At 51.0% G+C, this 25,816-nt stretch carries 17 protein-coding genes and 2 pseudogenes; 14 read left to right on the top strand and 5 right to left on the bottom strand.

The features are described 5' to 3' along the window. The 7 genes and pseudogenes from ftsK to WC1_RS16215 form a co-directional block, all read left to right on the top strand. Positions 1–1,668 (top strand): annotated as a pseudogene (gene ftsK / locus WC1_RS24915) (DNA translocase FtsK); the annotation flags it as partial. 111 nt (positions 1,669–1,779) lie between these two features. Continuing rightward, positions 1,780–2,391, top strand: coding sequence for an outer membrane lipoprotein periplasmic chaperone LolA (gene lolA, locus WC1_RS16240; RefSeq protein ID WP_003831898.1), 612 nt, complete (start codon positions 1,780–1,782; stop codon positions 2,389–2,391). Between the two features lie 10 nt (positions 2,392–2,401). Next, a complete protein-coding gene (gene rarA, locus WC1_RS16235) occupies positions 2,402–3,745 on the top strand; it encodes a replication-associated recombination protein RarA (RefSeq protein WP_003836910.1) in 1,344 nt (447 codons plus the stop codon). 92 nt (positions 3,746–3,837) lie between these two features. Then, positions 3,838–5,130 carry a serine--tRNA ligase gene (gene serS, locus WC1_RS16230; protein WP_003836908.1) on the top strand — a complete coding sequence of 431 codons (1,293 nt, stop codon included), beginning with the start codon at positions 3,838–3,840 and terminating at the stop codon, positions 5,128–5,130. Between the two features lie 236 nt (positions 5,131–5,366). Continuing rightward, entirely contained in the window at positions 5,367–7,811 is a 2,445-nt protein-coding gene (dmsA, locus tag WC1_RS16225) for a dimethylsulfoxide reductase subunit A (protein ID WP_003836906.1), read from the top strand. A 10-nt stretch (positions 7,812–7,821) separates the two neighbouring features. Further along, positions 7,822–8,439, top strand: a complete 618-nt coding sequence (dmsB, locus tag WC1_RS16220; RefSeq protein WP_003836904.1) for a dimethylsulfoxide reductase iron-sulfur subunit DmsB — start codon at positions 7,822–7,824, stop codon at positions 8,437–8,439. Position 8,440: 1 nt separating this feature from the next. Then, complete coding sequence (locus WC1_RS16215) at positions 8,441–9,304, top strand: dimethyl sulfoxide reductase anchor subunit family protein (RefSeq protein ID WP_003035744.1); 864 nt, start codon at positions 8,441–8,443, stop codon at positions 9,302–9,304. Between the two features lie 109 nt (positions 9,305–9,413). Here the strand turns inward: WC1_RS16215 and ycaC are convergent. Continuing rightward, positions 9,414–10,040, bottom strand: a pseudogene (gene ycaC, locus WC1_RS0122650) (isochorismate family cysteine hydrolase YcaC). A gap of 385 nt (positions 10,041–10,425) precedes the next feature. Here ycaC and WC1_RS16210 point away from each other — a divergent pair. Both WC1_RS16210 and WC1_RS16205 read left to right on the top strand, forming a co-directional pair. Next, positions 10,426–11,574 carry an MFS transporter gene (locus tag WC1_RS16210; protein ID WP_003836902.1) on the top strand — a complete coding sequence of 383 codons (1,149 nt, stop codon included), beginning with the start codon at positions 10,426–10,428 and terminating at the stop codon, positions 11,572–11,574. A 213-nt stretch (positions 11,575–11,787) separates the two neighbouring features. After that, positions 11,788–13,209, top strand: coding sequence for an amino acid permease (locus WC1_RS16205; protein ID WP_003035749.1), 1,422 nt, complete (start codon positions 11,788–11,790; stop codon positions 13,207–13,209). Between the two features lie 43 nt (positions 13,210–13,252). On the opposite strand, the gene pflA is transcribed toward WC1_RS16205, so the two are convergent. The 4 genes from pflA to ycaO all read right to left on the bottom strand — a co-directional run bounded on the left by pflA (position 13,253) and on the right by ycaO (position 19,544). Next, a complete protein-coding gene (pflA, locus tag WC1_RS16200; protein WP_003035751.1) occupies positions 13,253–13,993 on the bottom strand; it encodes a pyruvate formate lyase 1-activating protein in 741 nt (246 codons plus the stop codon). A 185-nt stretch (positions 13,994–14,178) separates the two neighbouring features. Continuing rightward, complete coding sequence (gene pflB, locus WC1_RS16195) at positions 14,179–16,461, bottom strand: formate C-acetyltransferase (protein ID WP_003035753.1); 2,283 nt, start codon at positions 16,459–16,461, stop codon at positions 14,179–14,181. Positions 16,462–16,520: 59 nt separating this feature from the next. Next, positions 16,521–17,378 (bottom strand): formate transporter FocA, encoded by an 858-nt coding sequence (focA, locus tag WC1_RS16190; protein ID WP_003035756.1) that lies wholly within the window; start codon positions 17,376–17,378, stop codon positions 16,521–16,523. A gap of 405 nt (positions 17,379–17,783) precedes the next feature. Further along, on the bottom strand, positions 17,784–19,544 hold the full coding sequence (gene ycaO / locus WC1_RS16185) for a 30S ribosomal protein S12 methylthiotransferase accessory factor YcaO (protein ID WP_016149860.1): 1,761 nt from the start codon (positions 19,542–19,544) through the stop codon (positions 17,784–17,786). A gap of 136 nt (positions 19,545–19,680) precedes the next feature. Here ycaO and WC1_RS16180 point away from each other — a divergent pair, with 136 nt between their 5' ends. From WC1_RS16180 to rpsA, 5 genes are all read left to right on the top strand, one after another. Next, the gene (locus WC1_RS16180) at positions 19,681–20,373 is read left to right on the top strand and encodes a DUF421 domain-containing protein (protein WP_016149861.1); all 693 of its coding nucleotides are present in this window, start codon (positions 19,681–19,683) and stop codon (positions 20,371–20,373) included. A gap of 212 nt (positions 20,374–20,585) precedes the next feature. Continuing rightward, a complete protein-coding gene (serC, locus tag WC1_RS16175) occupies positions 20,586–21,674 on the top strand; it encodes a 3-phosphoserine/phosphohydroxythreonine transaminase (protein WP_016149863.1) in 1,089 nt (362 codons plus the stop codon). 69 nt (positions 21,675–21,743) lie between these two features. Next, a complete protein-coding gene (gene aroA, locus WC1_RS16170) occupies positions 21,744–23,027 on the top strand; it encodes a 3-phosphoshikimate 1-carboxyvinyltransferase (RefSeq protein ID WP_016149864.1) in 1,284 nt (427 codons plus the stop codon). 171 nt (positions 23,028–23,198) lie between these two features. Then, the gene (gene cmk / locus WC1_RS16165) at positions 23,199–23,882 is read left to right on the top strand and encodes a (d)CMP kinase (protein WP_003035772.1); all 684 of its coding nucleotides are present in this window, start codon (positions 23,199–23,201) and stop codon (positions 23,880–23,882) included. 113 nt (positions 23,883–23,995) lie between these two features. Further along, positions 23,996–25,669, top strand: coding sequence for a 30S ribosomal protein S1 (gene rpsA, locus WC1_RS16160; protein WP_003035776.1), 1,674 nt, complete (start codon positions 23,996–23,998; stop codon positions 25,667–25,669). The last annotated feature ends 147 nt before the right edge of the window (positions 25,670–25,816 follow it).

Genomic DNA, 25,816 nt, shown 5'->3' on the forward strand with positions numbered 1-25,816 from the left:
CAACAGCATTATCAGCAGCCGGCGCAGCCTGTTGCACCGCAGCAGCATTATCAGCAACCGGCGCAGCCTGTCGCACCGCAGCAGCATTATCAGCAGCCAGCGCAGCCTGTTACACCGCCGCCGCAGGATAGTCTGATCCATCCGCTGCTGATGCGTAATGGCGACAGCCGTCCGGCGCACCGTCCAAGCACGCCGCTGCCATCGTTAGATCTGCTTACACCGCCGCCGAGCGAGGTTGAGCCGATAGATACGTTCGCGCTGGAGCAAATGGCACGTCTGGTGGAAGCGCGTCTGGCGGATTTCCGCATTAAAGCCGATGTGGTGAACTACTCTCCAGGCCCGGTGATTACCCGCTTTGAGCTTAATCTGGCTCCTGGGGTTAAAGCGGCGCGTATTTCCAATCTGTCGCGAGATCTGGCGCGTTCATTGTCGACCGCAGCGGTACGTGTGGTCGAGGTTATTCCAGGCAAACCGTATGTCGGACTGGAGTTACCGAATAAAAAACGTCAAACCGTTTATCTGCGTGAAGTACTGGATAACGCTAAATTCCGTGATAACTCATCTCCGCTGACTGTGGTGCTGGGTAAAGATATTGCGGGCGAACCGGTGGTGGCCGATCTGGCAAAAATGCCGCACCTGCTGGTAGCAGGGACAACCGGATCCGGTAAGTCTGTTGGGGTGAACGCCATGATCCTCAGCATGCTGTATAAGGCGCAGCCGGAAGACGTTCGCTTTATCATGATTGACCCGAAAATGCTGGAACTGTCGGTTTATGAAGGCATTCCGCATCTGCTGACCGAAGTCGTGACCGATATGAAAGATGCTGCTAACGCCTTGCGCTGGAGCGTCAATGAAATGGAACGTCGCTACAAGCTGATGTCGGCGCTTGGCGTGCGTAACCTTGCCGGTTATAACGAGAAAATCGCTGAAGCCGCCCGCATGGGGCGTCCGATTCCGGACCCGTACTGGAAGCCGGGTGACAGTATGGATGTTCAGCATCCGGTGCTGGAAAAACTGCCGTATATTGTTGTGTTGGTGGATGAATTCGCCGACCTGATGATGACGGTTGGCAAAAAGGTGGAAGAACTGATTGCTCGTCTGGCGCAAAAAGCGCGTGCGGCGGGGATCCACCTGGTGCTGGCAACCCAGCGACCGTCGGTTGACGTTATCACCGGACTGATTAAAGCGAACATTCCAACGCGTATCGCCTTTACCGTGTCCAGTAAAATTGACTCGCGTACCATCCTTGACCAGGGCGGAGCGGAATCGCTGTTAGGTATGGGTGACATGCTCTATTCCGCACCGAACTCGACGATCCCTGTGCGTGTTCACGGCGCCTTTGTCCGCGATGAAGAAGTTCACGCAGTGGTTCAGGACTGGAAAGCGCGCGGTCGTCCGCAATACGTCGACGGCATTACTTCTGACAGTGAAAGCGAAGGCGGCGGTGGCGGCTTTGATGGTGGCGAAGAGTTGGATCCGCTGTTCGATCAGGCGGTAAACTTTGTGACCCAGAAACGCAAAGCCTCAATCTCCGGCGTCCAGCGTCAGTTCCGTATCGGTTACAACCGAGCGGCACGCATCATCGAGCAGATGGAAGCGCAGGGTATTGTCAGCGAACAAGGGCATAATGGTAATCGTGAAGTGCTGGCTCCGCCGCCCTTCGAATGATTGCAAAGTTAAGTAATTCAGTATTTTCTACTTTCCTCATGCTGATTTTTGGCCTGAAATGGATAGCAGAGGGATCTCCCCGTTGGGAGTGACGTATTTTGAGGAATAACGATGAAAAGAATCGCAATCACCTGTGCATTACTGTCGAGCTTTGTGGTGAGCAGTGTCTGGGCTGACGCTGCCAGCGACCTGAAAAGCCGTCTGGATAAAGTCAGTAGCTTCCATGCCAGCTTTACTCAGAAGGTCACGGACGGCAGCGGCGCAGCGGTGCAGGAAGGTCAGGGTGATTTATGGGTTAAACGTCCTAATCTGTTTAACTGGCATATGACCCAGCCTGATGAGAGCATCCTGGTTTCCGATGGGAAAACGCTGTGGTTCTTTAACCCGTTTGTTGAACAGGCGACCGCGACCTGGCTGAAAGACGCCACGGGCAATACGCCGTTCATGCTGATCGCGCGTAACCAGGCCAGTGACTGGCAGCAGTACAACATTAAGCAAAACGGCGATGATTTCGTGCTGACGCCAAAAACCAGCAGCGGTAACCTGAAGCAGTTTACGATCAATGTTGGGCGTGACGGGACGATCCATCAGTTTAGCGCCGTTGAGCAAGACGATCAGCGCAGCAGCTATCAGCTGAAATCTCAGCAGAATGGTGCGATTGAACCATCCAAATTCACCTTTACCCCGCCGCAAGGTGTAACGGTTGACGATCAACGTAAGTAGAGGCGTGTGAGTGAGCAATCTGTCGCTCGACTTTTCTGATAATACCTTTCAGCCACTGGCCGCGCGTATGCGGCCAGAAAATTTAGCGCAGTATATCGGCCAGCAGCATTTGTTGGCTGCGGGTAAACCCTTGCCGCGCGCTATCGAGGCCGGGCACCTGCACTCCATGATTTTATGGGGGCCACCGGGGACGGGGAAAACCACCCTTGCCGAAGTCATTGCCCGTTACGCTAACGCCGATGTCGAACGCATTTCGGCGGTTACGTCTGGTGTAAAAGAGATTCGTGAAGCGATTGAGCGTGCGCGTCAGAACCGTAACGCTGGTCGGCGTACGATCCTGTTTGTCGACGAAGTTCACCGTTTTAATAAAAGCCAGCAGGATGCGTTTTTACCGCATATTGAAGACGGTACCATCACATTTATTGGCGCCACCACTGAAAATCCCTCGTTTGAACTGAACTCAGCGCTGCTGTCGCGGGCGCGTGTTTATTTACTGAAATCGTTAACCACCGACGACATTGAACAGGTGCTGGACCAGGCGATGTCAGACAAAGCGCGGGGTTACGGCGGCCAGGATATCGTACTGCCGCCAGAGACGCGTCGGGCTATTGCCGAACTGGTTAATGGTGATGCGCGCCGGGCGCTGAATACGCTGGAAATGATGGCCGATATGGCCGAAGTTGATGATTCTGGCAAGCGCGTATTGAAACCAGAATTGCTCACTGAAATTGCCGGTGAGCGCAGCGCACGCTTCGATAATAAAGGCGATCGCTTTTACGATCTCATCTCCGCATTACATAAATCGGTTCGCGGCAGTGCACCGGATGCAGCGCTTTATTGGTATGCGCGCATCATTAGTGCAGGCGGTGACCCGCTGTATGTTGCTCGTCGCTGTCTGGCAATTGCCTCTGAAGATGTGGGCAATGCCGATCCACGCGCCATGCAGGTAGCAATTTCCGCATGGGACTGCTTTACCCGCGTGGGACCAGCGGAAGGCGAACGTGCGATTGCTCAGGCGATTGTTTATCTGGCCTGCGCGCCGAAAAGTAATGCAGTTTACACCGCCTTCAAAGCCGCGCTGGCTGATGCACGTGAACGTCCGGATTACGACGTGCCGGTTCACCTGCGCAATGCGCCGACGAAGCTGATGAAAGAGATGGGCTACGGTCAGGAATATCGTTACGCCCATGATGAGCCAAATGCCTATGCCGCCGGAGAAGAGTACTTCCCGCAGGAAATGGCACAAACGCGCTATTATCACCCCACAAACAGAGGTCTTGAAGGCAAGATTGGCGAAAAGCTCGCCTGGCTCGCCGGACAGGATCAAAATAGCCCTATAAAACGCTACCGTTAGTGTTATCGTTGCGGTAATGTTGTCTCTGTATCCCTGTGACCGCAGGCTGTGGTCACTTTCTCCTATTTTAATTCGATAAGCACAGGATAAGCATGCTCGATCCCAATCTGCTGCGTAATGAGCCAGACGCAGTCGCAGAAAAACTGGCAAGCCGGGGCTTTAAGCTGGATGTAGATAAGCTGCGCGCTCTTGAAGAGCGTCGTAAAGTTCTGCAGGTACAAACTGAAAACCTGCAGGCAGAGCGTAACTCTCGATCGAAATCCATCGGCCAGGCAAAAGCGCGCGGGGAAGATATCGAGTCTTTACGTCTGGAAGTGAACAAACTGGGCGAAGAGCTGGATGCCGCGAAAGCTGAACTTGATACCTTACAGGCCGAGATCCGCGATATTGCGCTGACCATTCCTAACCTGCCAGCGGACGAAGTTCCGGTGGGTAAAGATGAAAATGACAACGTCGAAGTCAGCCGCTGGGGTACACCACGTGAGTTTGATTTCGAAGTGCGCGATCACGTTACTCTGGGTGAAATGCACACGGGTCTTGATTTCGCCGCGGCGGTTAAGCTGACTGGCTCTCGTTTCGTTGTTATGAAAGGCCAGATCGCACGCATGCACCGTGCGCTGTCTCAGTTTATGCTGGATCTGCATACCGAACAGCATGGTTACAGCGAAAACTACGTTCCGTATCTGGTTAACCATGACACGCTGTACGGAACAGGCCAACTGCCGAAATTTGCTGGCGATCTGTTCCACACCCGTCCGCTGGATGAAGAAGCTGACAGCAGCAACTATGCGCTGATCCCAACGGCAGAAGTGCCGCTGACCAACCTGGTACGTGACGAAATCATCGACGAAGATGCGCTGCCGATCAAAATGACTGCGCATACGCCGTGCTTCCGTTCTGAAGCAGGTTCTTACGGTCGTGATACCCGTGGTCTGATCCGTATGCACCAGTTCGATAAAGTTGAGATGGTGCAGATCGTTCGCCCGGAAGATTCGATGGATGCGCTGGAAGAGATGACCGGTCATGCTGAGAAGGTCCTGCAACTGTTGGGTCTGCCGTACCGTAAGATCATCCTGTGCACAGGCGACATGGGCTTCGGTGCATGCAAAACCTACGATCTGGAAGTGTGGATCCCGGCGCAGAACACCTATCGCGAAATCTCCTCTTGCTCCAACGTGTGGGATTTCCAGGCTCGTCGTATGCAGGCGCGTTGCCGAAGTAAATCCGATAAAAAGACCCGTTTAGTACATACGCTGAACGGTTCTGGTCTGGCGGTAGGACGTACGCTGGTTGCGGTAATGGAAAACTATCAGCAGGCTGATGGTCGCATTCAGGTTCCGGAAGTGTTGCGTCCGTACATGAATGGCCTGGAATTCATCGGCTAAGCTACCTTTCCCTGCTAAAAAAGCGCCTCCGGGCGCTTTTTTTATGCCCGTTTGACGCTGGACAATAACATCTACCTCCATAGGAGTAATACTGCCTTCAAATGAAAGTCAGTATTTATCTCTGTCTTTTCGCAAATTCAGTATCTACCAGTCTGTATATCGATAGTAACGTTATATAAAAATCTATACAACGAATATTTGCCTTTTGTTTATTGTGAGCAGCAGAGTGAGCCACTATGAAAACTAAGATCCCCGATGCCATGCTGGCAGCTGAGGTTAGTCGCCGAGGTTTGGTGAAAACGACGGCGATAGGCGGACTGGCGGTGGCCAGTAGCGCGTTTACCCTGCCATTTACCCGTATTGCAAATGCTGCAGAAGCCCTTAATCCAACACAGGCCAGTGAGAAAGTCATCTGGAGCGCGTGTACGGTGAACTGTGGTAGCCGCTGTCCTCTGCGTATGCACGTGGTAGATGGTGAAATAAAGTATGTTGAAACCGACAACACCGGTGATGACAACTACGACGGTTTGCATCAGGTACGCGCCTGTCTGCGAGGTCGCTCCATGCGTCGTCGCGTCTATAATCCCGATCGTCTGAAATACCCGATGAAACGCGTCGGCAAGCGTGGCGAAGGTAAATTTGAGCGTATCAGCTGGGATGAAGCCTACGACATCATTGCCAGCAATATGCAGCGTCTTATCAAAGACTACGGCAACGAGTCTATCTACCTGAACTACGGCACAGGTACGCTGGGCGGCACCCTGACACGCTCCTGGCCACCGGGCAAAACGCTGGTAGCACGATTGATGAACTGCTGTGGTGGCTACCTGAATCACTACGGTGACTACTCTTCAGCGCAAATCGCAGCCGGGTTGAACTACACCTACGGCGGCTGGGCAGACGGTAACAGCCCGTCAGACATTGAAAACAGCAAGCTGGTGGTTCTGTTCGGGAATAACCCAGGTGAAACCCGTATGAGCGGGGGTGGGGTAACCTATTACCTTGAACAGGCGCGACAGAAATCCAATGCCCGCATGATCATTATCGATCCTCGCTACACGGATACTGGCGCGGGTCGTGAAGATGAGTGGATCCCCATCCGTCCGGGTACGGATGCCGCGCTGGTAAATGGGCTGGCGTATGTTCTGATCACCGAAAACATGGTTGATCAACCGTTCCTTGACAAATATTGCGTAGGTTACGACGAGAAAACCTTACCGGCCGATGCACCGAAAAACGGTCACTATAAGGCGTATATTCTTGGGCAGGGCAAAGACGGTATTGCCAAGACCCCGGAATGGGCTGCGCAAATTACCGGGATTCCTGCTGAACGAATCGTCAAACTGGCACGTGAAATCGGTAGCGCTAAACCGGCATACATCAGCCAGGGGTGGGGACCGCAGCGTCATGCTAATGGTGAAATAGCGACCCGCGCCATTTCTATGCTGGCTATTCTGACCGGTAACGTTGGGATTAACGGCGGCAACAGCGGGGCGCGTGAGGGCTCATACAGTTTGCCGTTTGAACGTATGCCTACGCTGGAAAACCCTGTAGAAACCAGTATCTCGATGTTTATGTGGACGGACGCCATTGAGCGAGGTCCGGAGATGACGGCGCTGCGTGACGGTGTTCGTGGTAAAGATAAGCTCGATGTTCCGATTAAGATGATCTGGAACTATGCGGGTAACTGCCTGATTAACCAGCACTCCGACATCAACCGCACACACGAAATCCTACAGGATGATAAGAAGTGCGAGATGATCGTTGTCATCGACTGCCATATGACCTCCTCGGCGAAATACGCGGATATTTTGCTGCCGGACTGTACCGCTTCGGAGCAGATGGACTTCGCACTGGATGCCTCCTGCGGGAATATGTCGTATGTGATTTTCACCGATCAGGCGATCAAACCACGCTTCGAATGCAAGACTATCTACCAGATGACCAGCGAGCTTGCGAAACGCCTTGGCGTTGAGCAGCAGTTCACAGAAGGTCGCACTCAGGAAGAGTGGATGCGTCATCTGTACGAGCAGTCGCGCAAAGCGATTCCTGAACTGCCAACGTTTGAAGAATTCCGCAAGCAGGGGATCTTTAAACAGCGTGACCCACAGGGGCATCACGTGGCGTACAAGGCGTTCCGTGAGGATCCTGACGCCAATCCGCTGACTACTCCGTCAGGTAAGATCGAAATTTATTCGCAGCAACTTGCCGAGATCGCGGCGACCTGGGAACTGCCGGAAGGTGATGTGATTGATCCACTGCCGATTTATACCCCAGGATTTGAAAGCATAAACGATCCTCTGGTGGAGAAATTCCCTCTGCAATTGACCGGCTTCCACTACAAATCTCGCGTCCACTCTACCTATGGCAACGTGGATGTTCTGAAAGCATCTTGCCGTCAGGAAATGTGGATCAACCCGATGGATGCGCAGAGACGCGGCATTAACAACGGCGACAAGGTGCGCATCTTTAACGATCGTGGTGAAGTGCACATCGAGGCGAAAGTAACGCCGCGTATGATGCCTGGCGTGGTGGCACTAGGCGAAGGGGCGTGGTATGACCCGGACGCAAAACGCGTGGACCAGGGCGGTTGTATTAACGTCCTGACGACCCAGCGTCCGTCTCCTCTCGCGAAGGGGAACCCATCACACACGAACCTTGTTCAGGTTGAAAAGGTGTAAGGAGTAACCGATGACAACCCAGTATGGATTTTTTATTGATTCCAGCCGTTGCACCGGTTGCAAAACCTGCGAACTGGCCTGCAAAGACTTCAAAAATTTAACCCCGGAAGTCAGCTTCCGCCGCATTTATGAATACGCGGGCGGTGACTGGCAGGAGGATAACGGCGTCTGGCATCAGAATGTCTTTGCCTATTACCTCTCCATTGCGTGTAACCACTGCGAAGACCCAGCCTGTACCAAGGTGTGTCCGAGTGGCGCCATGCACAAACGTGAAGATGGCTTTGTCGTTGTCGATGAGGACGTGTGCATTGGCTGTCGGTATTGCCACATGGCCTGTCCTTACGGCGCGCCGCAGTACAATGCTGAAAAAGGGCATATGACTAAATGCGATGGCTGCCATGAGCGCGTCGCTGAAGGTAAGAAACCTATCTGCGTCGAGTCCTGTCCACTGCGTGCGCTGGATTTTGGCCCAATTGATGAACTGCGCAAAAAACACGGTGCTTTGGCTGCGGTTGCACCACTACCGGGCGCGCACTTTACCAAACCGAGTATTGTCATCAAACCTAACGCCAATAGCCGCCCGACCGGGGATACCACAGGTTATCTGGCCAATCCGAAGGAGGTGTAAGATGGGAAGTGGATGGCATGAATGGCCGCTGATGATCTTCACGGTCTTCGGACAGTGTGTGGTTGGTGGCTTTATCGTTCTGGCGCTGGCGTTGATGAAAGGTGACTTACGTCCAGAATCGCAGCAGCGCGTGATTGCCTGCATGTTTGGGCTGTGGGTATTAATGGGCATTGGCTTCATTGCTTCTATGCTCCACCTGGGCTCGCCGATGCGCGCCTTTAACTCGCTCAATCGCGTAGGGTCTTCGGCGTTGAGTAACGAAATTGCCAGCGGTTCAATCTTCTTTGCCGTTGGTGGTATCGGCTGGCTGCTGGCCACGTTGAAAAAAATGTCGCCCGCATTACGTAATCTGTGGTTAGTTGTCACCATGGTGCTGGGTGTGGTTTTTGTCTGGATGATGGTACGCGTTTATAACACCATTGATACTGTGCCGACCTGGTACAGCGTCTGGACTCCGCTGGGCTTCTTTCTGACGATGTTTATGGGCGGTCCGCTGCTGGGGTATCTGTTACTGAGAATTGCTGGCGTGGATGGTTGGGCGATGCGCCTGCTGCCGGCAATTTCAGTGCTTGCTCTGGTCGTAAGCGCCATTATGTCTGTCATGCAGGGGGCTGAACTGGCGACGATCCACAGTTCGATTCAGCAGGCGTCTGCGCTGGTTCCGGATTACGGCTCGCTGATGGCGTGGCGGATTGTGGCGCTGGCATTAGCGTTGTGCTGCTGGATTGTACCGCAAGTGAAGGGCTACCAGCCTGCTGTTCCGCTGCTTTCCGTGGCGTTTATTTTGCTGTTAGTCGGCGAGCTGATTGGTCGTGGCGTGTTCTACGGGCTGCATATGACAGTCGGTATGGCGGTGGCGAGTTAATCCAAACTATGCCGGATGGCGGTTTGCGTCTTATCAGGCCTACAGATCTGTAGGCCTTAAAGCTGCGCGTCATCAGGCAATATGTCAGGCCAGGGCTTTCGCCCTGGTTTTACTTCTGCTTAGTTAACGTGTCGTAGCTGGTCATCAGATTGCGGTAGTCCGGAATGTGATTCGAGAACAGCGTTGCCAGACCTTCGATATCGTTGCGCCAGTCGCGGTGTAGCTCGCACGCTACTCCGAACCATGTCATCAACTGAGCGCCTGCTTGAGACATCCGATCCCAAGCTGAATGACGGGTAATTTCATTAAATGTGCCTGAAGCATCGGTTACCACAAAGACGTCAAAGCCTTCTTCAATAGCTGAGAGCGCAGGGAAGGCGACGCAAACTTCCGTCACGACACCGGCGATAATCAGCTGCTTTTTGCCGGTCGCTTTCACTGCCTTCACGAAATCTTCGTTATCCCATGCGTTAATGTTTCCTGGGCGAGCAATATAGGGCGCATCGGGAAATTGCGCTTTCAGTTCCGGTACCAGTGGCCCGTTTGGTCCTGTCTCAAAACTGGTTGTCAGAATGGTTGGGAGGTTGAAGTATTTTGCTTAGTCACCCAGGGCTAGCACGTTGTTTTTAAATTTATCGGGATCGATATCCCGAACCAGAGAGAGCAGGCCAGCCTGATGGTCGACCAGCAGTACTGCCGCATTATCTTTATCAAGTCTTACGTAAGGTTTAGTCATGATATTTCTCCTGTTCAGCATCAGTGGGGGAAATTTGATGAGTTTAAGTCTACGAAATGAACGATGTCTGGAGTAGATGCCTAAATAAGAACTCACTGTTCTATTTTGAAGACAATGCAGCTCAGCATCCCGCATTGAGTTTAGTAAGAAATAAAAGTAAGGGTAATCCATGAAATTTTTCGACTGAACGTAACGCGAGATTTTTGTTTTAGATCAATAAAAACAAGCAGATGTGATTTTGTGTTTTTTATCTATTCACATTAAGAATCAGTAATGCAAATCGATCGACCAGAAAGCGCCTCAGCCCTTTGATTACGCCGATTGACAATGTTTTTAGCAGTGGCATGATGCGCATGAAATTTGAACTTCCTCACGGTTTTTATTCATGTCCACCTATACCCGTCCCGTCATGCTATTGCTGTGCGGGCTACTTCTGTTGACCCTGGCGATCGCCGTGTTAAACACGCTCGTCCCGCTTTGGCTCGCCCATGAAAATCTGCCCACCTGGCAGGTAGGTGTGGTGAGCTCGTCCTACTTTACCGGTAATCTGGTAGGGACGTTGTTGACAGGGTATTTAATAAAACACCTTGGTTTTAACCGCAGCTATTATATCGCCTCGCTTATTTTTGCCGCGGGCTGTGTCGGGCTGGGGATTATGGTGGGATTCTGGAGCTGGATGACCTGGCGTTTTATCGCCGGTGTTGGCTGCGCCATGATTTGGGTGGTGGTGGAAAGCGCGCTGATGTGCAGCGGGACTTCGCGTAATCGCGGACGTTTGCTTGCCGCCTATATGATGATCTATTACGTGGGGACGTTTTTAGGCCAACTGCTGGTGAGTAAAGTATCCACGGAATTGATGAACGTCCTGCCGTGGGTGACGGGTACTATCCTGGCGGGTGTTTTGCCACTGCTGTTTACGCGCATTGCCAATCAGCAGGGTGATGAGCAGCAGTCTACGCCTATTGTTTCCATGCTGAAACTCCGCCAGGCGCGTCTGGGCGTGAATGGCTGTATTATTTCCGGGATTGTGCTGGGGTCTTTGTATGGCCTGATGCCGCTGTATCTCAATCATCAGGGGGTGAGTAACGCCAGCATTGGTTTCTGGATGGCGGTCCTGGTAAGTGCAGGTATTCTGGGGCAATGGCCGATTGGCCGTCTGGCGGACAAGCTGGGACGTCTGTTGGTTTTACGCGTCCAGGTCTTCGTGGTGATCGTCGGGAGTATCGCCATGCTGAATCAGGCGGCGATGGCGCCCGCGTTGTTTATGTTGGGTGCGGCAGGCTTTACCCTCTACCCGGTCGCGATGGCCTGGGCCTGTGAAAAGGTGGAGCATCATCAGCTGGTCGCCATGAATCAGGCATTGTTATTGAGCTATACCGTGGGCAGTCTGCTGGGTCCTTCATTTACAGCGATGCTGATGCAGAATTATTCAGATAGCTTGCTGTTTATCATGATCGCCAGCGTATCGTTTATTTATTTACTGATGCTGTTGCGTAAAACGGGCCATACACCCAATTCTATTGCGCACATTTGACTTGATTTAACAGAATATGAACAGGTTCCCATACATACTGTTTATGTATGCTTTATGGGAACCTGCATTATTTAATCACACACTTCTTTCCTGAAAATAAAGTGTGCAGAAGGTTATAGTTTTACATCCTGCCGTTTCCGCTCGCTCATTTTACCGCGCATAATCCCACGCCTCATTTATTTATAATCATAAAGCTTCCACGAAGGATTGCGTATGGCTGGTGTGCAGGAAAAACAATTGCGATGGTACAACATTGCATTGATGTCTTTTATTACCGTTTGGGGTTTTGGCAACGTCGTTAACAACTATGCCAATCAGGGATTAGTTGTTGTCTCCTCTTGGATCTTTATTTTCGCGCTCTATTTTATACCTTATGCGTTGATCGTCGGGCAGCTTGGCTCAACTTTTAAAGAGGGTAAAGGCGGCGTCAGTACCTGGATTAAACATACCATGGGGCCAGGGCTGGCTTATCTTGCTGCATGGACCTATTGGGTTGTGCATATTCCTTATCTGGCGCAAAAACCGCAGGCTATTCTGATTGCGCTGGGATGGGCGCTGAAGGGCGATGGTTCGTTGATTAAAGAGTACACCGTCGTGGCGTTGCAGGGGCTGACGCTGGCGCTGTTTGTCTTTTTCATGTGGGTTGCGTCCCGTGGCATGAAGTCGCTGAAAATTGTTGGGTCAGTTGCAGGCATCGCGATGTTTGTGATGTCCATTTTGTATGTCGTGATGGCGGTAACTGCGCCTGCAATTACGGATGTGCAGATAGCGACAACTAATATCACCTGGGAATCGTTTATCCCGCACATTGATTTTACCTACATTACCACGATCTCCATGCTGGTCTTTGCCGTGGGCGGCGCGGAGAAAATTTCGCCATACGTTAATCAGACACGTAATCCAGGCAAAGAATTTCCGAAAGGGATGCTCGTTCTGGCTGTTATGGTGGCGGTATGTGCGATTCTCGGGTCGCTGGCTATGGGAATGATGTTTGACTCCCGGCATATTCCAGATGACCTGATGACGAATGGTCAATATTACGCCTTCCAGAAACTGGGCGAGTATTATGGTATGGGTAATTCGCTGATGGTTATTTACGCGATTGCCAATACGCTGGGACAGATTGCGGCATTGGTATTTTCTATTGATGCACCGCTTAAAGTTCTGCTGGGTGATGCTGATCGTAAATATATTCCCGAGAGCCTGTGTAAAACCAACGCTTCCGGTACGCCGGTAAATGGTTATATTCTGACGCTGGTGCTGGTGGCGATTCTGATTATGTTGCCAACACTGGGAATTGGCGACATGAATAATCTGTATAAATGGCTATTGAATCTTAACTCTGTCGTGATGCCATTGCGTTATTTATGGGTGTTTGTGGCGTTCATTGCCGTTATTCGTCTGGCGCAAAAATATAAATCGGAATATGTCTTTATTCGCAACCGATCGCTTGCAATGACCGTGGGGATCTGGTGCTTTGCCTTTACCGCATTTGCCTGTCTGACTGGGATTTTCCCGAAAATGGAAGCCTTCACCCCAGAGTGGACATTCCAGCTCACGCTGAATATTGTGACGCCATTTGTGCTGGTTGGACTGGGATTAATTTTCCCGTTACTGGCGAGAAGAGGGCGTTAAGGCAGAGTCAGGTGGGTAACGTATCTGTTACCCACCATAAAAATCAATACATCACTTTATGTCCATATTGCTCGAGAATACCCTTCACGCGCTCCATGGTCTCTTTCTTCGGCGGTTTGACGCCATCCAGTTTGTACTCTTCGCCCATTGCCACCCATTTGTGTTTGCCCAGTTCGTGGTAAGGCAGCAGCTCGATTTTTTCAACGTTGCCCATATCGCGGGTAAATTCGCCAAGGCGGTGTGCGGAGTCGTCATCGTCAGACCAGCCAGGTACGACAACATAGCGGATCCACACTTTGATGTCTTTGTTGGACAGGTAACGCGCGAACTCGAGTGTACGATGGTTAGACACACCCACCAGATTCTGATGGATTTCATCGTTCATCTGTTTGAGATCGAGCATGACCAGGTCGGTGACTTCCAGCAGCTCATCGATCACCGGATCGTAGCGGCGAACAAAACCGTTAGTATCCAGACAAGTATGAATACCTTCTTTTTTACAGGCCCGGAACCAGTCACGTACGAATTCAGCTTGCAAGATAGCTTCGCCGCCAGACGCTGTCACGCCGCCTCCGGAGGCGTTCATAAAGTGGCGGTAGGTCACCACCTCTTTCATTAATTCGTCAACGGTAACTTCTTTACCGCCGTGCGTATCCCACGTGTCGCGGTTATGGCAATACAGGCAGCGCATCAGGCAGCCCTGAAAGAAGGTAATAAAACGGATGCCCGGGCCATCAACAGTGCCACAGGATTCAAAGGAGTGAATGCGACCAATAACTGACATTGCGGTGTTTCTCCAGGTGTGGCCCATCCGGGGCCAGTGTTAGTGCACAGTTATTAACTGTGTCGAGTCTGTTTTGGCTGCTATCCATAAGTATAGATGGCTGACAAAGCAGGCTATTAAAAAGGCCCCACTTACGTGGAGCCTTTATTGTACGCTTTTTAAAGTACGATTTCAGTCAAAACCAATTACATAGTCTGAGTGAAGGTACGAGTAATAACGTCCTGCTGCTGTTCTTTAGTCAGGGAGTTAAAACGTACTGCGTAGCCAGAAACGCGGATGGTCAGCTGCGGATATTTTTCCGGATGTTCCATCGCATCCAACAGCATTTCACGGTTCATGACGTTCACGTTCAGGTGCTGACCACCTTCGATGGACGCTTCGTGGTGGAAGTAACCATCCATCAGACCTGCCAGGTTGGTCTTACGAACTTCGTCGTCTTTACCCAGAGCGTTCGGAACGATAGAGAAGGTGTAAGAGATACCATCTTTAGCGTAAGCAAACGGCAGTTTAGCAACGGAGGTCAGAGAGGCAACAGCACCTTTCTGGTCACGGCCGTGCATCGGGTTAGCACCCGGTCCGAACGGCGCGCCAGCACGACGACCATCTGGGGTGTTACCAGTTTTCTTACCATAAACCACGTTAGAGGTGATGGTCAGAACAGACTGAGTCGGGATAGCGTTACGATAAGTAGTCAGTTTCTGAATTTTCTTCATGAAACGTTCTACCAGGTCAACCGCCATGTCATCAACGCGAGAGTCGTTGTTACCAAACTGCGGGTATTCGCCTTCGATTTCGAAGTCGATAGCCAGACCGTCTTCGTCACGAATCGGTTTAACTTTCGCATATTTGATTGCAGACAGGGAGTCAGCAGCAACGGACAGACCAGCGATACCACACGCCATGGTGCGGATAACGTCACGGTCGTGCAGCGCCATCAGAGAGGCTTCGTAGCTGTACTTGTCGTGCATGTAGTGAATAACGTTCAGTGCAGTGACGTACTGTTTAGCCAGCCAATCCATGAAGTGATCCATGCGGTCCATAACTTCGTCGAAGTTCAGAACGTCGCCTTTGATCGGTTCAGATTTAGGACCAACCTGCATTTTCAGTTTTTCATCAACGCCACCGTTGATTGCGTACAGCATGGTTTTCGCCAGGTTTGCACGCGCACCGAAGAACTGCATTTGTTTACCAACAACCATCGGGCTTACGCAGCAAGCGATAGCGTAGTCGTCGTTGTTGAAGTCCGGACGCATCAGGTCATCGTTCTCGTACTGCAGAGAAGAGGTGTCGATGGACACTTTAGCGGCGAATTTCTTGAAGTTCAGAGGCAGTTTTTCAGACCACAGAACAGTGATGTTCGGCTCCGGAGAAGGCCCCATGGTGTACAGGGTGTTCAGGAAGCGGAAGCTGTTTTTGGTAACCAGAGTACGGCCATCAACGCCCATACCACCGATAGATTCAGTTGCCCAAATCGGGTCACCGGAGAACAGTTCATCATATTCAGGAGTACGCAGGAAGCGAACCATACGCAGTTTCATGACCAGGTGGTCGATCATTTCCTGTGCGTCTTGCTCGGTGATTTTGCCTGCTTTCAGGTCACGTTCGATGTAAGCATCCAGGAAGGTGGATACGCGACCGAAGGACATTGCTGCACCGTTCTGAGATTTAACAGCGGCCAGGTAGCCGAAGTAAGTCCACTGGATAGCTTCCTGAGCGTTGGTAGCCGGGCCAGAGATATCGCAGCCATATTTAGCAGCCATTTCTTTGATCTGACCCAGAGCGCGGTGCTGTTCAGCAATTTCTTCACGCAGACGGATAGTTGCTTCCAGGTTTACGCCGTTTTCCAGATCGGACTGCAGAGAGACGAACTGAGCGTATTTGTCTTTCATCAGGTAGTCGATACCGTACAGCGCAACGCGACGGTAGTCACCGATGATACGGCCACGGCCATACGCATCTGGCAGACCAGTCAGAACACCGGATTTACGGCAGTTCAGAATGTCTTTGGTGTAAACATCGAATACGCCCTGGTTGTGGGTTTTGCGGTATTCGGTGAAGATTTTTTTCAGCATCGGGTCCAGTTCGCGATTGTACGCTTTGCAGGAACCTTCAACCATTTTGATGCCGCCAAACGGAATGATCGCACGTTTCAGCGGAGCTTCAGTCTGCAGACCAACAATCTTCTCGAGCGCTTTGTTGATGTAGCCTGCGTCGTGAGAAGTGATGGTAGAAGCAACGGAGGTGTCAAAGTCAACAGGCGCGTGAGTGCGGTTTTCCTGTTTAACGCCTTCCATCACGCTGTCCCACAGTGCAGTGGTCGCATCAGTTGCGCCAGCCAGGAAGGACTCGTCACCCTCATATGGAGTGTAGTTTTTCTGAATGAAGTCACGTACGTTTACTTCATTCTGCCAGTCACCTTTGGTAAAACCTTCCCAGGCTGTGGCTAACTTTTCATTAAGCTCGGACATGTAACACCTACCTTCTTAAGTGGATTTTTTATTTACTGCGTGTAATGGGCATCATCAGATTAATGATGATCGTTACCACGCAGATAAATGACCCAGTATGTCAACCCGACCAACAAACCGCCGCCGATAATGTTACCGATCGTAACCGGAATCAGGTTATCGGTGATGAAATTCATCACGGTCAGGTGAGAAAAATTCTCCGGAGAAGACCCAACTGCGGTCCAGAATTCCGGGGTGGCGAAATCGCGTATTACAATACCCATAGGGATCATAAACATGTTTGCGATACTGTGCTCAAAACCGCTGGCAACAAACATTGCGACCGGTAATACCATGATAAACGCTTTGTCCATCAGGCTGCGGCCCGAGTAGCTCATCCATACGGCCAGACACACCATCAGGTTAGCCAGGATGCCAAGGCTTACCGCCTCAACAAAAGTATGGTGCACTTTGTGGTCGGCTGTTTGTAGGACGTTGAGCCCCCACGCGCCGTTGGCGGTCATGTATTCGCCGGAAAGCCACATCAATAGCACGAAGAGCAAGCAACCCACCAGGTTACCGACATAAACGTTAAGCCAGTTTTTAGCCAATTGGCCCCAGGTAATACGACCACTGGCTTTTGCTACGACAATCAATACGGTTGAGGTGAAGAGGTCTGCGCCGCAGACAACACAAAGAATCAGCCCCAGGGAAAAGCAGATACCACCTACTAATTTTGCCATGCCGAAAGGCATAGTTCCGGTACCGGTTGTGGCGGTGATATAGAAAACAAAGGCAATTGAAATGAATACACCGGCAGTAATTGCCAGATAGAACGTCTTAAGCGGATGTTTCGTTGCTTTATAGACGCCTGCTTCTTCGGCAACTTTGGCCATTGCAGCAGGTAGAATAAGATCAAAAGGGTTGTCAGCTTTCACACTAACTCTCTCTTTATTAAGTCGGCGACGAGATACTAACAAAGCATTATAGATGAGAATTTGATATAGATCATATCTCGCCTGGCTTATAGGCCCGCAAGACGCATGGTTTTTATGCGATTACGGAGTAACTTGTTGATTATCCATATAAAAATAAATTTTAAAAATTATAAAGTGAGTTGAATTTTTTCTTTTTGTCTCCTGTCAGACGGTTAATTAAAATGGAGTAATTGAGATAAAAAACCACATTAATATGCTAATTTTTTTAATATCAACTACTAATATTTAACCTTGTTTTTACATTTATTTTCCGATTTGACCAAAATAAAAAAACAGGGCGCTTAAAGCGCCCCGTAATATATCCCAGACAATACTTTTAGCCTACTTAGCGCAGGCTGACTGTCATTATTTTGACCAATGTGCCGCTTTCGCGCGCTGCAGTTTTTCATAGGCTTTCAGCAGAGACTGATGCGCCGGGAAAGCTTGCAGATCGTTATCAACGGTTTGCAACCCGTAGAATGGCGCTTCGCCACTCAATGCCGCACTTGCCGCTTCAACCGCCTCTGCGCCGTACATGCGGACAAATGCGTTCAGATATTGCAGCGGCTGACGGTCCTCTTCCTGAGACAGCAGCAACAATGTTTGCAGGCAGCGATAGTAGTTTGCACGTTCCGCGCTAAAGACGGAGGCGTTAAATTCCATCGTCCATTCTGTCCACACCAGCGCCTGCTCCAGATCGCCACCGGCCAGCGCCAGCATCACTTTAAGCTCGCCAATACGCAGGGTGTACCAACCGTTATCTGCACCGGTCGCCAGACCGAGTAGCTCGCGTACGCGGGTGAAGTCGTCAAAGCCTTCTTCATCCAGTTGTTCGATCAGATTGAGATAGTCTTCTTTATCCCATTCGCTGCCCGGCAGAGAGAGAATGGTGTCACGCAGATGGGCGCCCATAGCGTTGTTAGCTAACCACAGATCTTCTGCCGGATAGATGTCAGACATTCCCGGCACAATAATGCGGCACGCGTAAACGCTCAGGTGCTCATAGTCAGCGATATACACTTCTTTATCTTCAGCATTGAAGATGGCCATCAGAGTGGCGAACTCTTCTTCCGTGGTGCCAGAGAAATTCCAGTCAACGAACGGATAGTCGGCATCCTGCTTGAACAGATCCCATGAGATCAAACCGCTGGAATCGATGAAGTGAGTTTCAAGGTTGGTATGTTCTGCCACTTCCTCATCGTCGAAGGTCGGTGGGGTGAAGACATCAAGATCCTTCAGACCACGGCCCTGCAGCAGTTCAGTGACGGTACGCTCCAGCGCCACGCCGAAATCCGGGTGTGCGCCGAAGGAAGCGAAGCAGGTACCGTTGGTCGGGTTGAACAGGACAACGCAAATCACCGGATACTTGCCGCCCAGCGAGCCATCGTAGGCGAAAATTGGGAAACCTTCAGCTTCCAGTGTGGCGATGGACTCCACCACAGCCGGATAGCGCGCCATGACTTCGGCCGGGATTTCCGGCAGGCTGATGCTTTCCGCAATAATGCGGTTCTTCACATGACGCTCAAAGACTTCAGACAGGCCCTGAACGCGCGCTTCGTTAGGCGTGTTACCCGCGGACATGCCGTTAGAAACATACAGGTTGCCGATAATATTCATCGGAATATAGACAGTCTGGTTATCCGACTGACGGGTAAACGGCAGGCCGCAGACGCCACGTTCTTCATTACCAGACTGCAGATCGATAAGCATGCTGCCAGTCAGTTCGTTATCTGGATCGTAAAACGCTCGCAGACGTGCATCCAGTAAACCTTCTGGTACATCGTCTTCTTCTGTCAGCGGGAACCATTTTTCGTTCGGATAATGCACGAACGGGCCATTGGCGATAGTTTCGCCCAACCAGAAATCCGCAAAGAAATAGTTAGTCGACAGACGCTCAAAGTATTCGCCCAGCGCGGAAGCCAACGCCGCTTTTTTCGTCGCGCCTTTACCGTTGGTGAAGCACAGCGCGCATTCTTTGTCGCGAATATGTACAGACCAGACGTTAGGGACGGGATTCAACCACGAGGCTTCTTCAATTTGAAAACCGAGGTCGAGCAATTTTTGCTGGAAGCGAGCGATGGAGTCTTCCAGAGCGGCATCTTTGCCGGGGATAAATGTTTGCGTCATGAAAATCACTTTTGTCGTACGGAAAGCGCGCAATGATACGGGTTTTCAATGAACGGCGCTATCGCCGCCGGAGCTCAGGCGTAAATAAAAGCATTGGCTATGCTTTCTTACAACCAACCACGTTTAGAGCATATTAATGAAAACTTTCGATTTGCACCGTATGGCGCTTGATAAGGTGCCCATGGATTTTCTGGGGGAAGTTGCGTTACGCAGCCTCTACACCTTTATATTGGTTTTTCTGTTTTTAAAAATCACCGGACGTCGCGGCGTACGCCAGATGTCGCTTTTTGAAGTGCTGATCATCCTTACGCTGGGTTCTGCAGCGGGAGACGTGGCATTCTATGACGATGTCCCGATGCTGCCAGTGTTGGTGGTTTTTATTACTCTTGCTGTGCTGTATCGGTTGGTGATGTGGCTGATGGCGCATAGTGAAAAAATGGAGGACCTGCTGGAGGGCAAGCCCGTCGTGATCATTGAAGACGGCGAGCTGGCATGGTCAAAGCTCAATAGCGCCAATATGACGGAATTTGAATTCTTTATGGAACTGCGTTTGAACGGCGTGGAGCAATTGGGACAGGTGAAACTGGCTATTCTGGAGACGAATGGACAAATCAGCGTCTACTTCTTTGCCGATGAAGACGTAAAGCCGGGGCTCAGTATTTTACCTAAGCACTGTACGCAACGATTTAAAGTAATGCCTGAAGCAGGAGACTATGCCTGTATACGTTGTAGCGAAGTGGTGCAAATGAACGCCGGAGATCATCAATTATGTCCACGCTGTGCAAATCCAGAATGGTCGAAGGCCAGTCGGGCAAAAAGGGTTACCTGACAGCAAAAATCTCGGTTTTTACCCGTCAATCCGATAGATTCTGTTGTGTGACCAATGACACATTTTTACCCTGGTCAGTTTTACCCATTGCGGCGCGTGTCACTGAATGATAAAACCGATATCCACAGGAATAACTTATACCAATGTCTGTCACCGGATTATCGTCAATGACAGGATGTTGATTGGACAACAACACAACGTGGTGAGGGGAAATGGCTCAGGTCTTTAATTTTAGTTCAGGTCCGGCAATGCTACCGGCAGAAGTACTTAAACTGGCTCAACAGGATCTTCGCGACTGGAACGGTCTTGGCACGTCGGTGATGGAAATTAGCCACCGTGGCAAAGAATTCATCCAGGTCGCCGAGGAAGCAGAGCAGGATTTTCGCGATCTTCTTAGCATCCCCTCCAACTATAAAGTGTTGTTCTGCCATGGCGGTGGTCGTGGGCAGTTCGCGGGTATCCCGTTAAATATTCTGGGTGATAAAACCACCGCGGATTACGTCGATGCCGGTTATTGGGCCGCCAGTGCAATTAAAGAAGCGAAAAAATACTGCACGCCAAACGTTATTGATGCCAAAGTCAGCGTTGACGGCCTGCGTGCTGTTAAGCCGATGAGTGAATGGCAGCTTTCTGATAACGCGGCGTACCTGCACTATTGTCCGAACGAAACTATCGATGGCATTGCGATCGATGAAACACCGAATTTTGCCAGCAACGTTGTGGTCACGGCGGATCTGTCCTCTACCATTCTTTCCGCACCGCTTGACGTTAGCCGTTATGGCGTAATTTATGCCGGTGCACAGAAAAACATCGGCCCGGCGGGCCTGACGATTGTCATCGTCCGTGAAGATTTGCTGGGTAAAGCTCATGTATCATGCCCGTCAATCCTCGACTATACCGTGCTGAATGACAACGACTCCATGTTCAATACGCCGCCAACCTTTGCCTGGTATCTGTCTGGCCTGGTCTTTAAATGGCTGAAAAAGCAGGGCGGTGTTAATGCAATGGATAAAATTAACCAGCAAAAAGCGGAACTGCTGTACGGCGTAATTGATAACAGCGATTTCTACCGTAACGATGTGGCGAAATCCAACCGTTCACGCATGAACGTACCGTTCCAGCTGGCTGACAGCGCACTGGATAAACTGTTCCTGGAAGAGTCTTTTGCTGCGGGCCTGCACGCGCTGAAAGGGCATCGTGTGGTCGGCGGTATGCGTGCGTCCATCTACAATGCAATGCCGCTTGAAGGTGTAAAAGCACTGACCGATTTCATGGTCGATTTTGAACGCCGTCGCGGCTAATCTGCTGTACTTTTCATCCCCACAGCCCGTCTGTGGGGTTTTTATGTCTGTTTTTGAGAGTCGAGTTTCATGGAATCCCTGACGTTACAACCCATTGCGCGGGTGGATGGCACAATCAATCTGCCTGGATCCAAAAGTGTTTCTAACCGCGCTTTGCTGCTGGCCGCATTAGCCAATGGCACCACTGTCCTGACCAACCTGCTGGACAGCGATGATGTTCGCCATATGCTTAATGCTCTGAATGTGTTAGGGATTAGCTATACCCTTTCTGCTGATCGTACCCGCTGCGAGATTATTGGCAATGGTGGTGCATTACATGCGCAAGGCTCAGTGGAACTGTTCCTTGGTAATGCCGGAACCGCAATGCGCCCGCTGGCCGCAGCGCTATGTCTGGGCAGCAATGACATCGTGCTGACGGGCGAACCGCGCATGAAAGAGCGCCCGATTGGTCATCTGGTTGATGCGCTGCGCCAGGGCGGAGCCAAAATTGACTATCTGGAGCAGGAAAACTATCCACCTTTACGTCTGCGCGGTGGCTTTACCGGTGGCCAGGTTGAGGTAGACGGTAGCGTTTCCAGCCAGTTCCTCACTGCGCTGCTGATGACTGCGCCGCTTGCGCCGCAGGATACGACGATTGCAATTAAAGGTGACCTGGTATCCAAACCTTACATTGATATCACACTGAACCTGATGAAAACGTTTGGTGTTGAAATTGAAAATCAAAACTACCAGCGCTTTGTCGTGAAGGGGCAGCAGCAGTACCAGTCACCGGGTGCATACCTGGTTGAAGGCGATGCTTCTTCCGCTTCCTATTTCCTCGCGGCGGGTGCCATTAAAGGCGGTACGGTAAAAGTTACCGGGATTGGCCGTAACAGCATGCAGGGTGATATTCGTTTTGCCGATGTACTGGAAAAAATGGGTGCTACCATTACATGGGGCGACGATTTTATTGCCTGTACTCGCGGCGAGTTGAACGCAGTGGATATGGATATGAACCATATTCCTGATGCGGCGATGACCATTGCAACGGCGGCGCTGTTTGCGAAAGGCACCACAACATTACGTAATATCTACAACTGGCGCGTCAAAGAGACCGATCGTCTGTTCGCGATGGCGACGGAGTTACGCAAAGTGGGCGCGGAAGTGGAAGAGGGGCATGACTTTATCCGCATCACCCCGCCTGCAACATTGCAATTTGCGGACATCGCGACCTACAACGATCACCGCATGGCGATGTGTTTCTCGCTGGTGGCGCTGTCTGACACGCCTGTGACCATTCTTGATCCAAAATGTACCGCCAAAACTTTCCCGGATTATTTCGAACAGCTGGCGCGTATTAGTACTCCTGCCTGATTTCATTGCCGCACTTTCGGGTGCGGCACATTCTGACATCTCCGATTGCCTATTTATTCTACACTCAGCTTCAATGATTCTGCATTTTTCACACAAAGATAACGATCATTAGCGTTGGCGCGTATAATGCGCGGCGTTCACGTTAATGTACGCCCGTTTAAGGAGAAAAAGATGACGGCAATTGCCCCGGTTATTACCATTGATGGCCCAAGCGGTGCAGGAAAAGGCACCTTGTGCAAGGCAATGGCGGAAGCATTGCAGTGGCATCTGTTAGATTCAGGCGCGATCTACCGCGTACTGGCGCTCGCAGCGTTACATCACCATGTTGATGTCACTTCTGAAGATGCTCTGGTACCACTTGCCTCACACCTGGATGTGCGTTTTATCTCAACAGACGGCAACCTTGAAGTCATTCTTGAAGGTGAGGATGTCAGCGGTGAAATCCGTACCCAGGAAGTGGCTAACGCCGCCTCTCAGGTCGCGGCGTTTCCTCGCGTGCGTGAAGCGCTTTTACGTCGTCAACGCGCATTTCGCGAAACCCCAGGTCTGATTGCTGATGGACGTGATATGGGGACCGTGGTGTTCCCGGATGCGCCGGTGAAAATTTTTCTGGACGCCTCCTCGCAAGAACGTGCGCATAGACGTATGCTACAGTTGCAGGAGAAGGGCTTTAGTGTTAACTTTGAACGCCTTTTGGCCGAGATCGAAGAACGCGATTATCGCGATCGTAACCGTGCTGTAGCGCCGCTGGTTCCTGCTGCTGATGCTTTAGTTTTGGATTCAACCCGATTAAGCATTGAGCAAGTGATTGAAAAAGCGTTACAATACGCGCGCCAAAAACTGGCTCTCGCTTAAGTGCGACCGAATTTGCAGTACCCCCGTTGCAATGGATTGACAGCGGGTATGTTAAACAACCCCATCCGGCATGGAGCCAGGTGGACGTTAAATATGAAACCTGAAGATTAAACATGACTGAATCTTTTGCTCAACTGTTTGAAGAATCCTTAAAAGAAATCGAAACCCGTCCGGGTTCCATCGTTCGTGGTGTTGTTGTTGCTATCGACAAAGACGTAGTACTGGTTGACGCTGGTCTGAAATCTGAGTCCGCCATTCCGGCAGAGCAGTTCAAAAACGCCCAGGGCGAGCTGGAAATCCAGGTTGGTGACGAAGTTGACGTTGCTCTGGATGCAGTAGAAGACGGCTTCGGTGAAACCCTGCTGTCCCGTGAAAAAGCTAAACGTCACGAAGCTTGGATCACGCTGGAAAAAGCTTACGAAGAAGCTGCAACCGTTACTGGTGTTATCAATGGCAAAGTCAAGGGTGGCTTCACTGTTGAGCTGAATGGTATTCGCGCGTTCCTGCCGGGTTCCCTGGTAGACGTTCGTCCGGTCCGCGACACGCTGCACCTGGAAGGCAAAGAGCTTGAATTCAAAGTAATCAAGCTGGATCAGAAGCGTAACAACGTTGTTGTTTCCCGTCGTGCCGTTATCGAATCCGAAAACAGCGCAGAACGCGATCAGCTGCTGGAAAACCTGCAGGAAGGCATGGAAGTTAAAGGTATCGTTAAGAACCTCACTGACTACGGTGCATTCGTTGATCTGGGTGGCGTTGACGGCCTGCTGCACATCACCGACATGGCATGGAAACGCGTTAAGCATCCGAGCGAAATCGTAAACGTTGGCGACGAAATCACTGTTAAAGTGCTGAAGTTCGACCGCGAGCGTACTCGTGTATCTCTGGGCCTGAAACAGCTGGGCGAAGATCCATGGGTAGCTATCGCTAAGCGTTATCCAGAAGGTACCAAACTGACTGGTCGCGTGACCAACCTGACCGACTACGGCTGCTTCGTTGAAATCGAAGAAGGCGTTGAAGGCCTGGTTCACGTTTCCGAAATGGATTGGACCAACAAAAACATCCACCCGTCCAAAGTTGTTAACGTTGGCGACGTAGTGGAAGTTATGGTTCTGGATATCGACGAAGAACGTCGTCGTATCTCCCTGGGTCTGAAGCAGTGCAAAAACAACCCATGGCAGCAGTTCGCGGAAACCCACAACAAGGGCGACCGTGTTGAAGGTAAAATCAAGTCTATCACTGACTTCGGTATCTTCATCGGCCTGGACGGCGGCATCGACGGCCTGGTTCACCTGTCTGACATCTCCTGGAACGTTGCAGGCGAAGAAGCAGTTCGTGAATACAAAAAAGGCGACGAAATCGCAGCAGTTGTTCTGCAGGTTGACGCAGAGCGTGAGCGTATCTCTCTGGGCGTTAAACAGCTCGCAGAAGATCCGTTCAACAACTGGGTTGCACTGAACAAGAAAGGCGCAATCGTAAACGGTAAAGTCACTGCAGTTGACGCTAAAGGCGCAACCGTAGAACTGGCTGACGGCGTTGAAGGTTACCTGCGCGCTTCTGAAGCTTCACGTGACCGCGTTGAAGATGCAACTCTGGTTCTGAGCGTAGGCGACGACGTTGAAGCTAAATTCACCGGCGTTGATCGTAAGAACCGTGCAATCAGCCTGTCTGTTCGTGCTAAAGACGAAGCTGATGAGAAAGATGCAATCGCAACTGTTAACAAACAGGAAGATGCTAACTTCTCTAACAACGCAATGGCTGAAGCTTTCAAAGCAGCTAAAGGCGAGTAATATCGAGTGCTCTAAATCCTTTGTGCTGTTAACGGCACAAAGGATGACGAGTAGCTTGACAGATTACAGGATTCGTCCTGTAATCAATGACAAAGGGCGGCTACGGCCGCCCTTAATCAATGCAGCAGCTAATTATGCCTTTAAGGA

This window comes from Citrobacter sp. KTE30, assembly GCF_000398825.1.
In the GTDB taxonomy this organism is placed as follows: Bacteria; Pseudomonadota; Gammaproteobacteria; order Enterobacterales; family Enterobacteriaceae; genus Citrobacter; species Citrobacter freundii.

What these genes read in the sequence shown, in the direction of transcription:
- lolA (WP_003831898.1), top strand. Translation starts at nt 1,780, where the DNA reads ATGAAAAGAATCGCAATCACCTGTGCATTACTGTCGAGCTTTGTGGTG.
- serS (WP_003836908.1), top strand. Translation starts at nt 3,838, where the DNA reads ATGCTCGATCCCAATCTGCTGCGTAATGAGCCAGACGCAGTCGCAGAA.
- dmsA (WP_003836906.1), top strand. Translation starts at nt 5,367, where the DNA reads ATGAAAACTAAGATCCCCGATGCCATGCTGGCAGCTGAGGTTAGTCGC.
- dmsB (WP_003836904.1), top strand. Translation starts at nt 7,822, where the DNA reads ATGACAACCCAGTATGGATTTTTTATTGATTCCAGCCGTTGCACCGGT.
- WC1_RS16215 (WP_003035744.1), top strand. Translation starts at nt 8,441, where the DNA reads ATGGGAAGTGGATGGCATGAATGGCCGCTGATGATCTTCACGGTCTTC.
- WC1_RS16210 (WP_003836902.1), top strand. Translation starts at nt 10,426, where the DNA reads ATGTCCACCTATACCCGTCCCGTCATGCTATTGCTGTGCGGGCTACTT.
- WC1_RS16205 (WP_003035749.1), top strand. Translation starts at nt 11,788, where the DNA reads ATGGCTGGTGTGCAGGAAAAACAATTGCGATGGTACAACATTGCATTG.
- pflA (WP_003035751.1), bottom strand. Translation starts at nt 13,993, where the DNA reads ATGTCAGTTATTGGTCGCATTCACTCCTTTGAATCCTGTGGCACTGTT.
- pflB (WP_003035753.1), bottom strand. Translation starts at nt 16,461, where the DNA reads ATGTCCGAGCTTAATGAAAAGTTAGCCACAGCCTGGGAAGGTTTTACC.
- ycaO (WP_016149860.1), bottom strand. Translation starts at nt 19,544, where the DNA reads ATGACGCAAACATTTATCCCCGGCAAAGATGCCGCTCTGGAAGACTCC.
- WC1_RS16180 (WP_016149861.1), top strand. Translation starts at nt 19,681, where the DNA reads ATGAAAACTTTCGATTTGCACCGTATGGCGCTTGATAAGGTGCCCATG.
- serC (WP_016149863.1), top strand. Translation starts at nt 20,586, where the DNA reads ATGGCTCAGGTCTTTAATTTTAGTTCAGGTCCGGCAATGCTACCGGCA.
- aroA (WP_016149864.1), top strand. Translation starts at nt 21,744, where the DNA reads ATGGAATCCCTGACGTTACAACCCATTGCGCGGGTGGATGGCACAATC.
- cmk (WP_003035772.1), top strand. Translation starts at nt 23,199, where the DNA reads ATGACGGCAATTGCCCCGGTTATTACCATTGATGGCCCAAGCGGTGCA.
- rpsA (WP_003035776.1), top strand. Translation starts at nt 23,996, where the DNA reads ATGACTGAATCTTTTGCTCAACTGTTTGAAGAATCCTTAAAAGAAATC.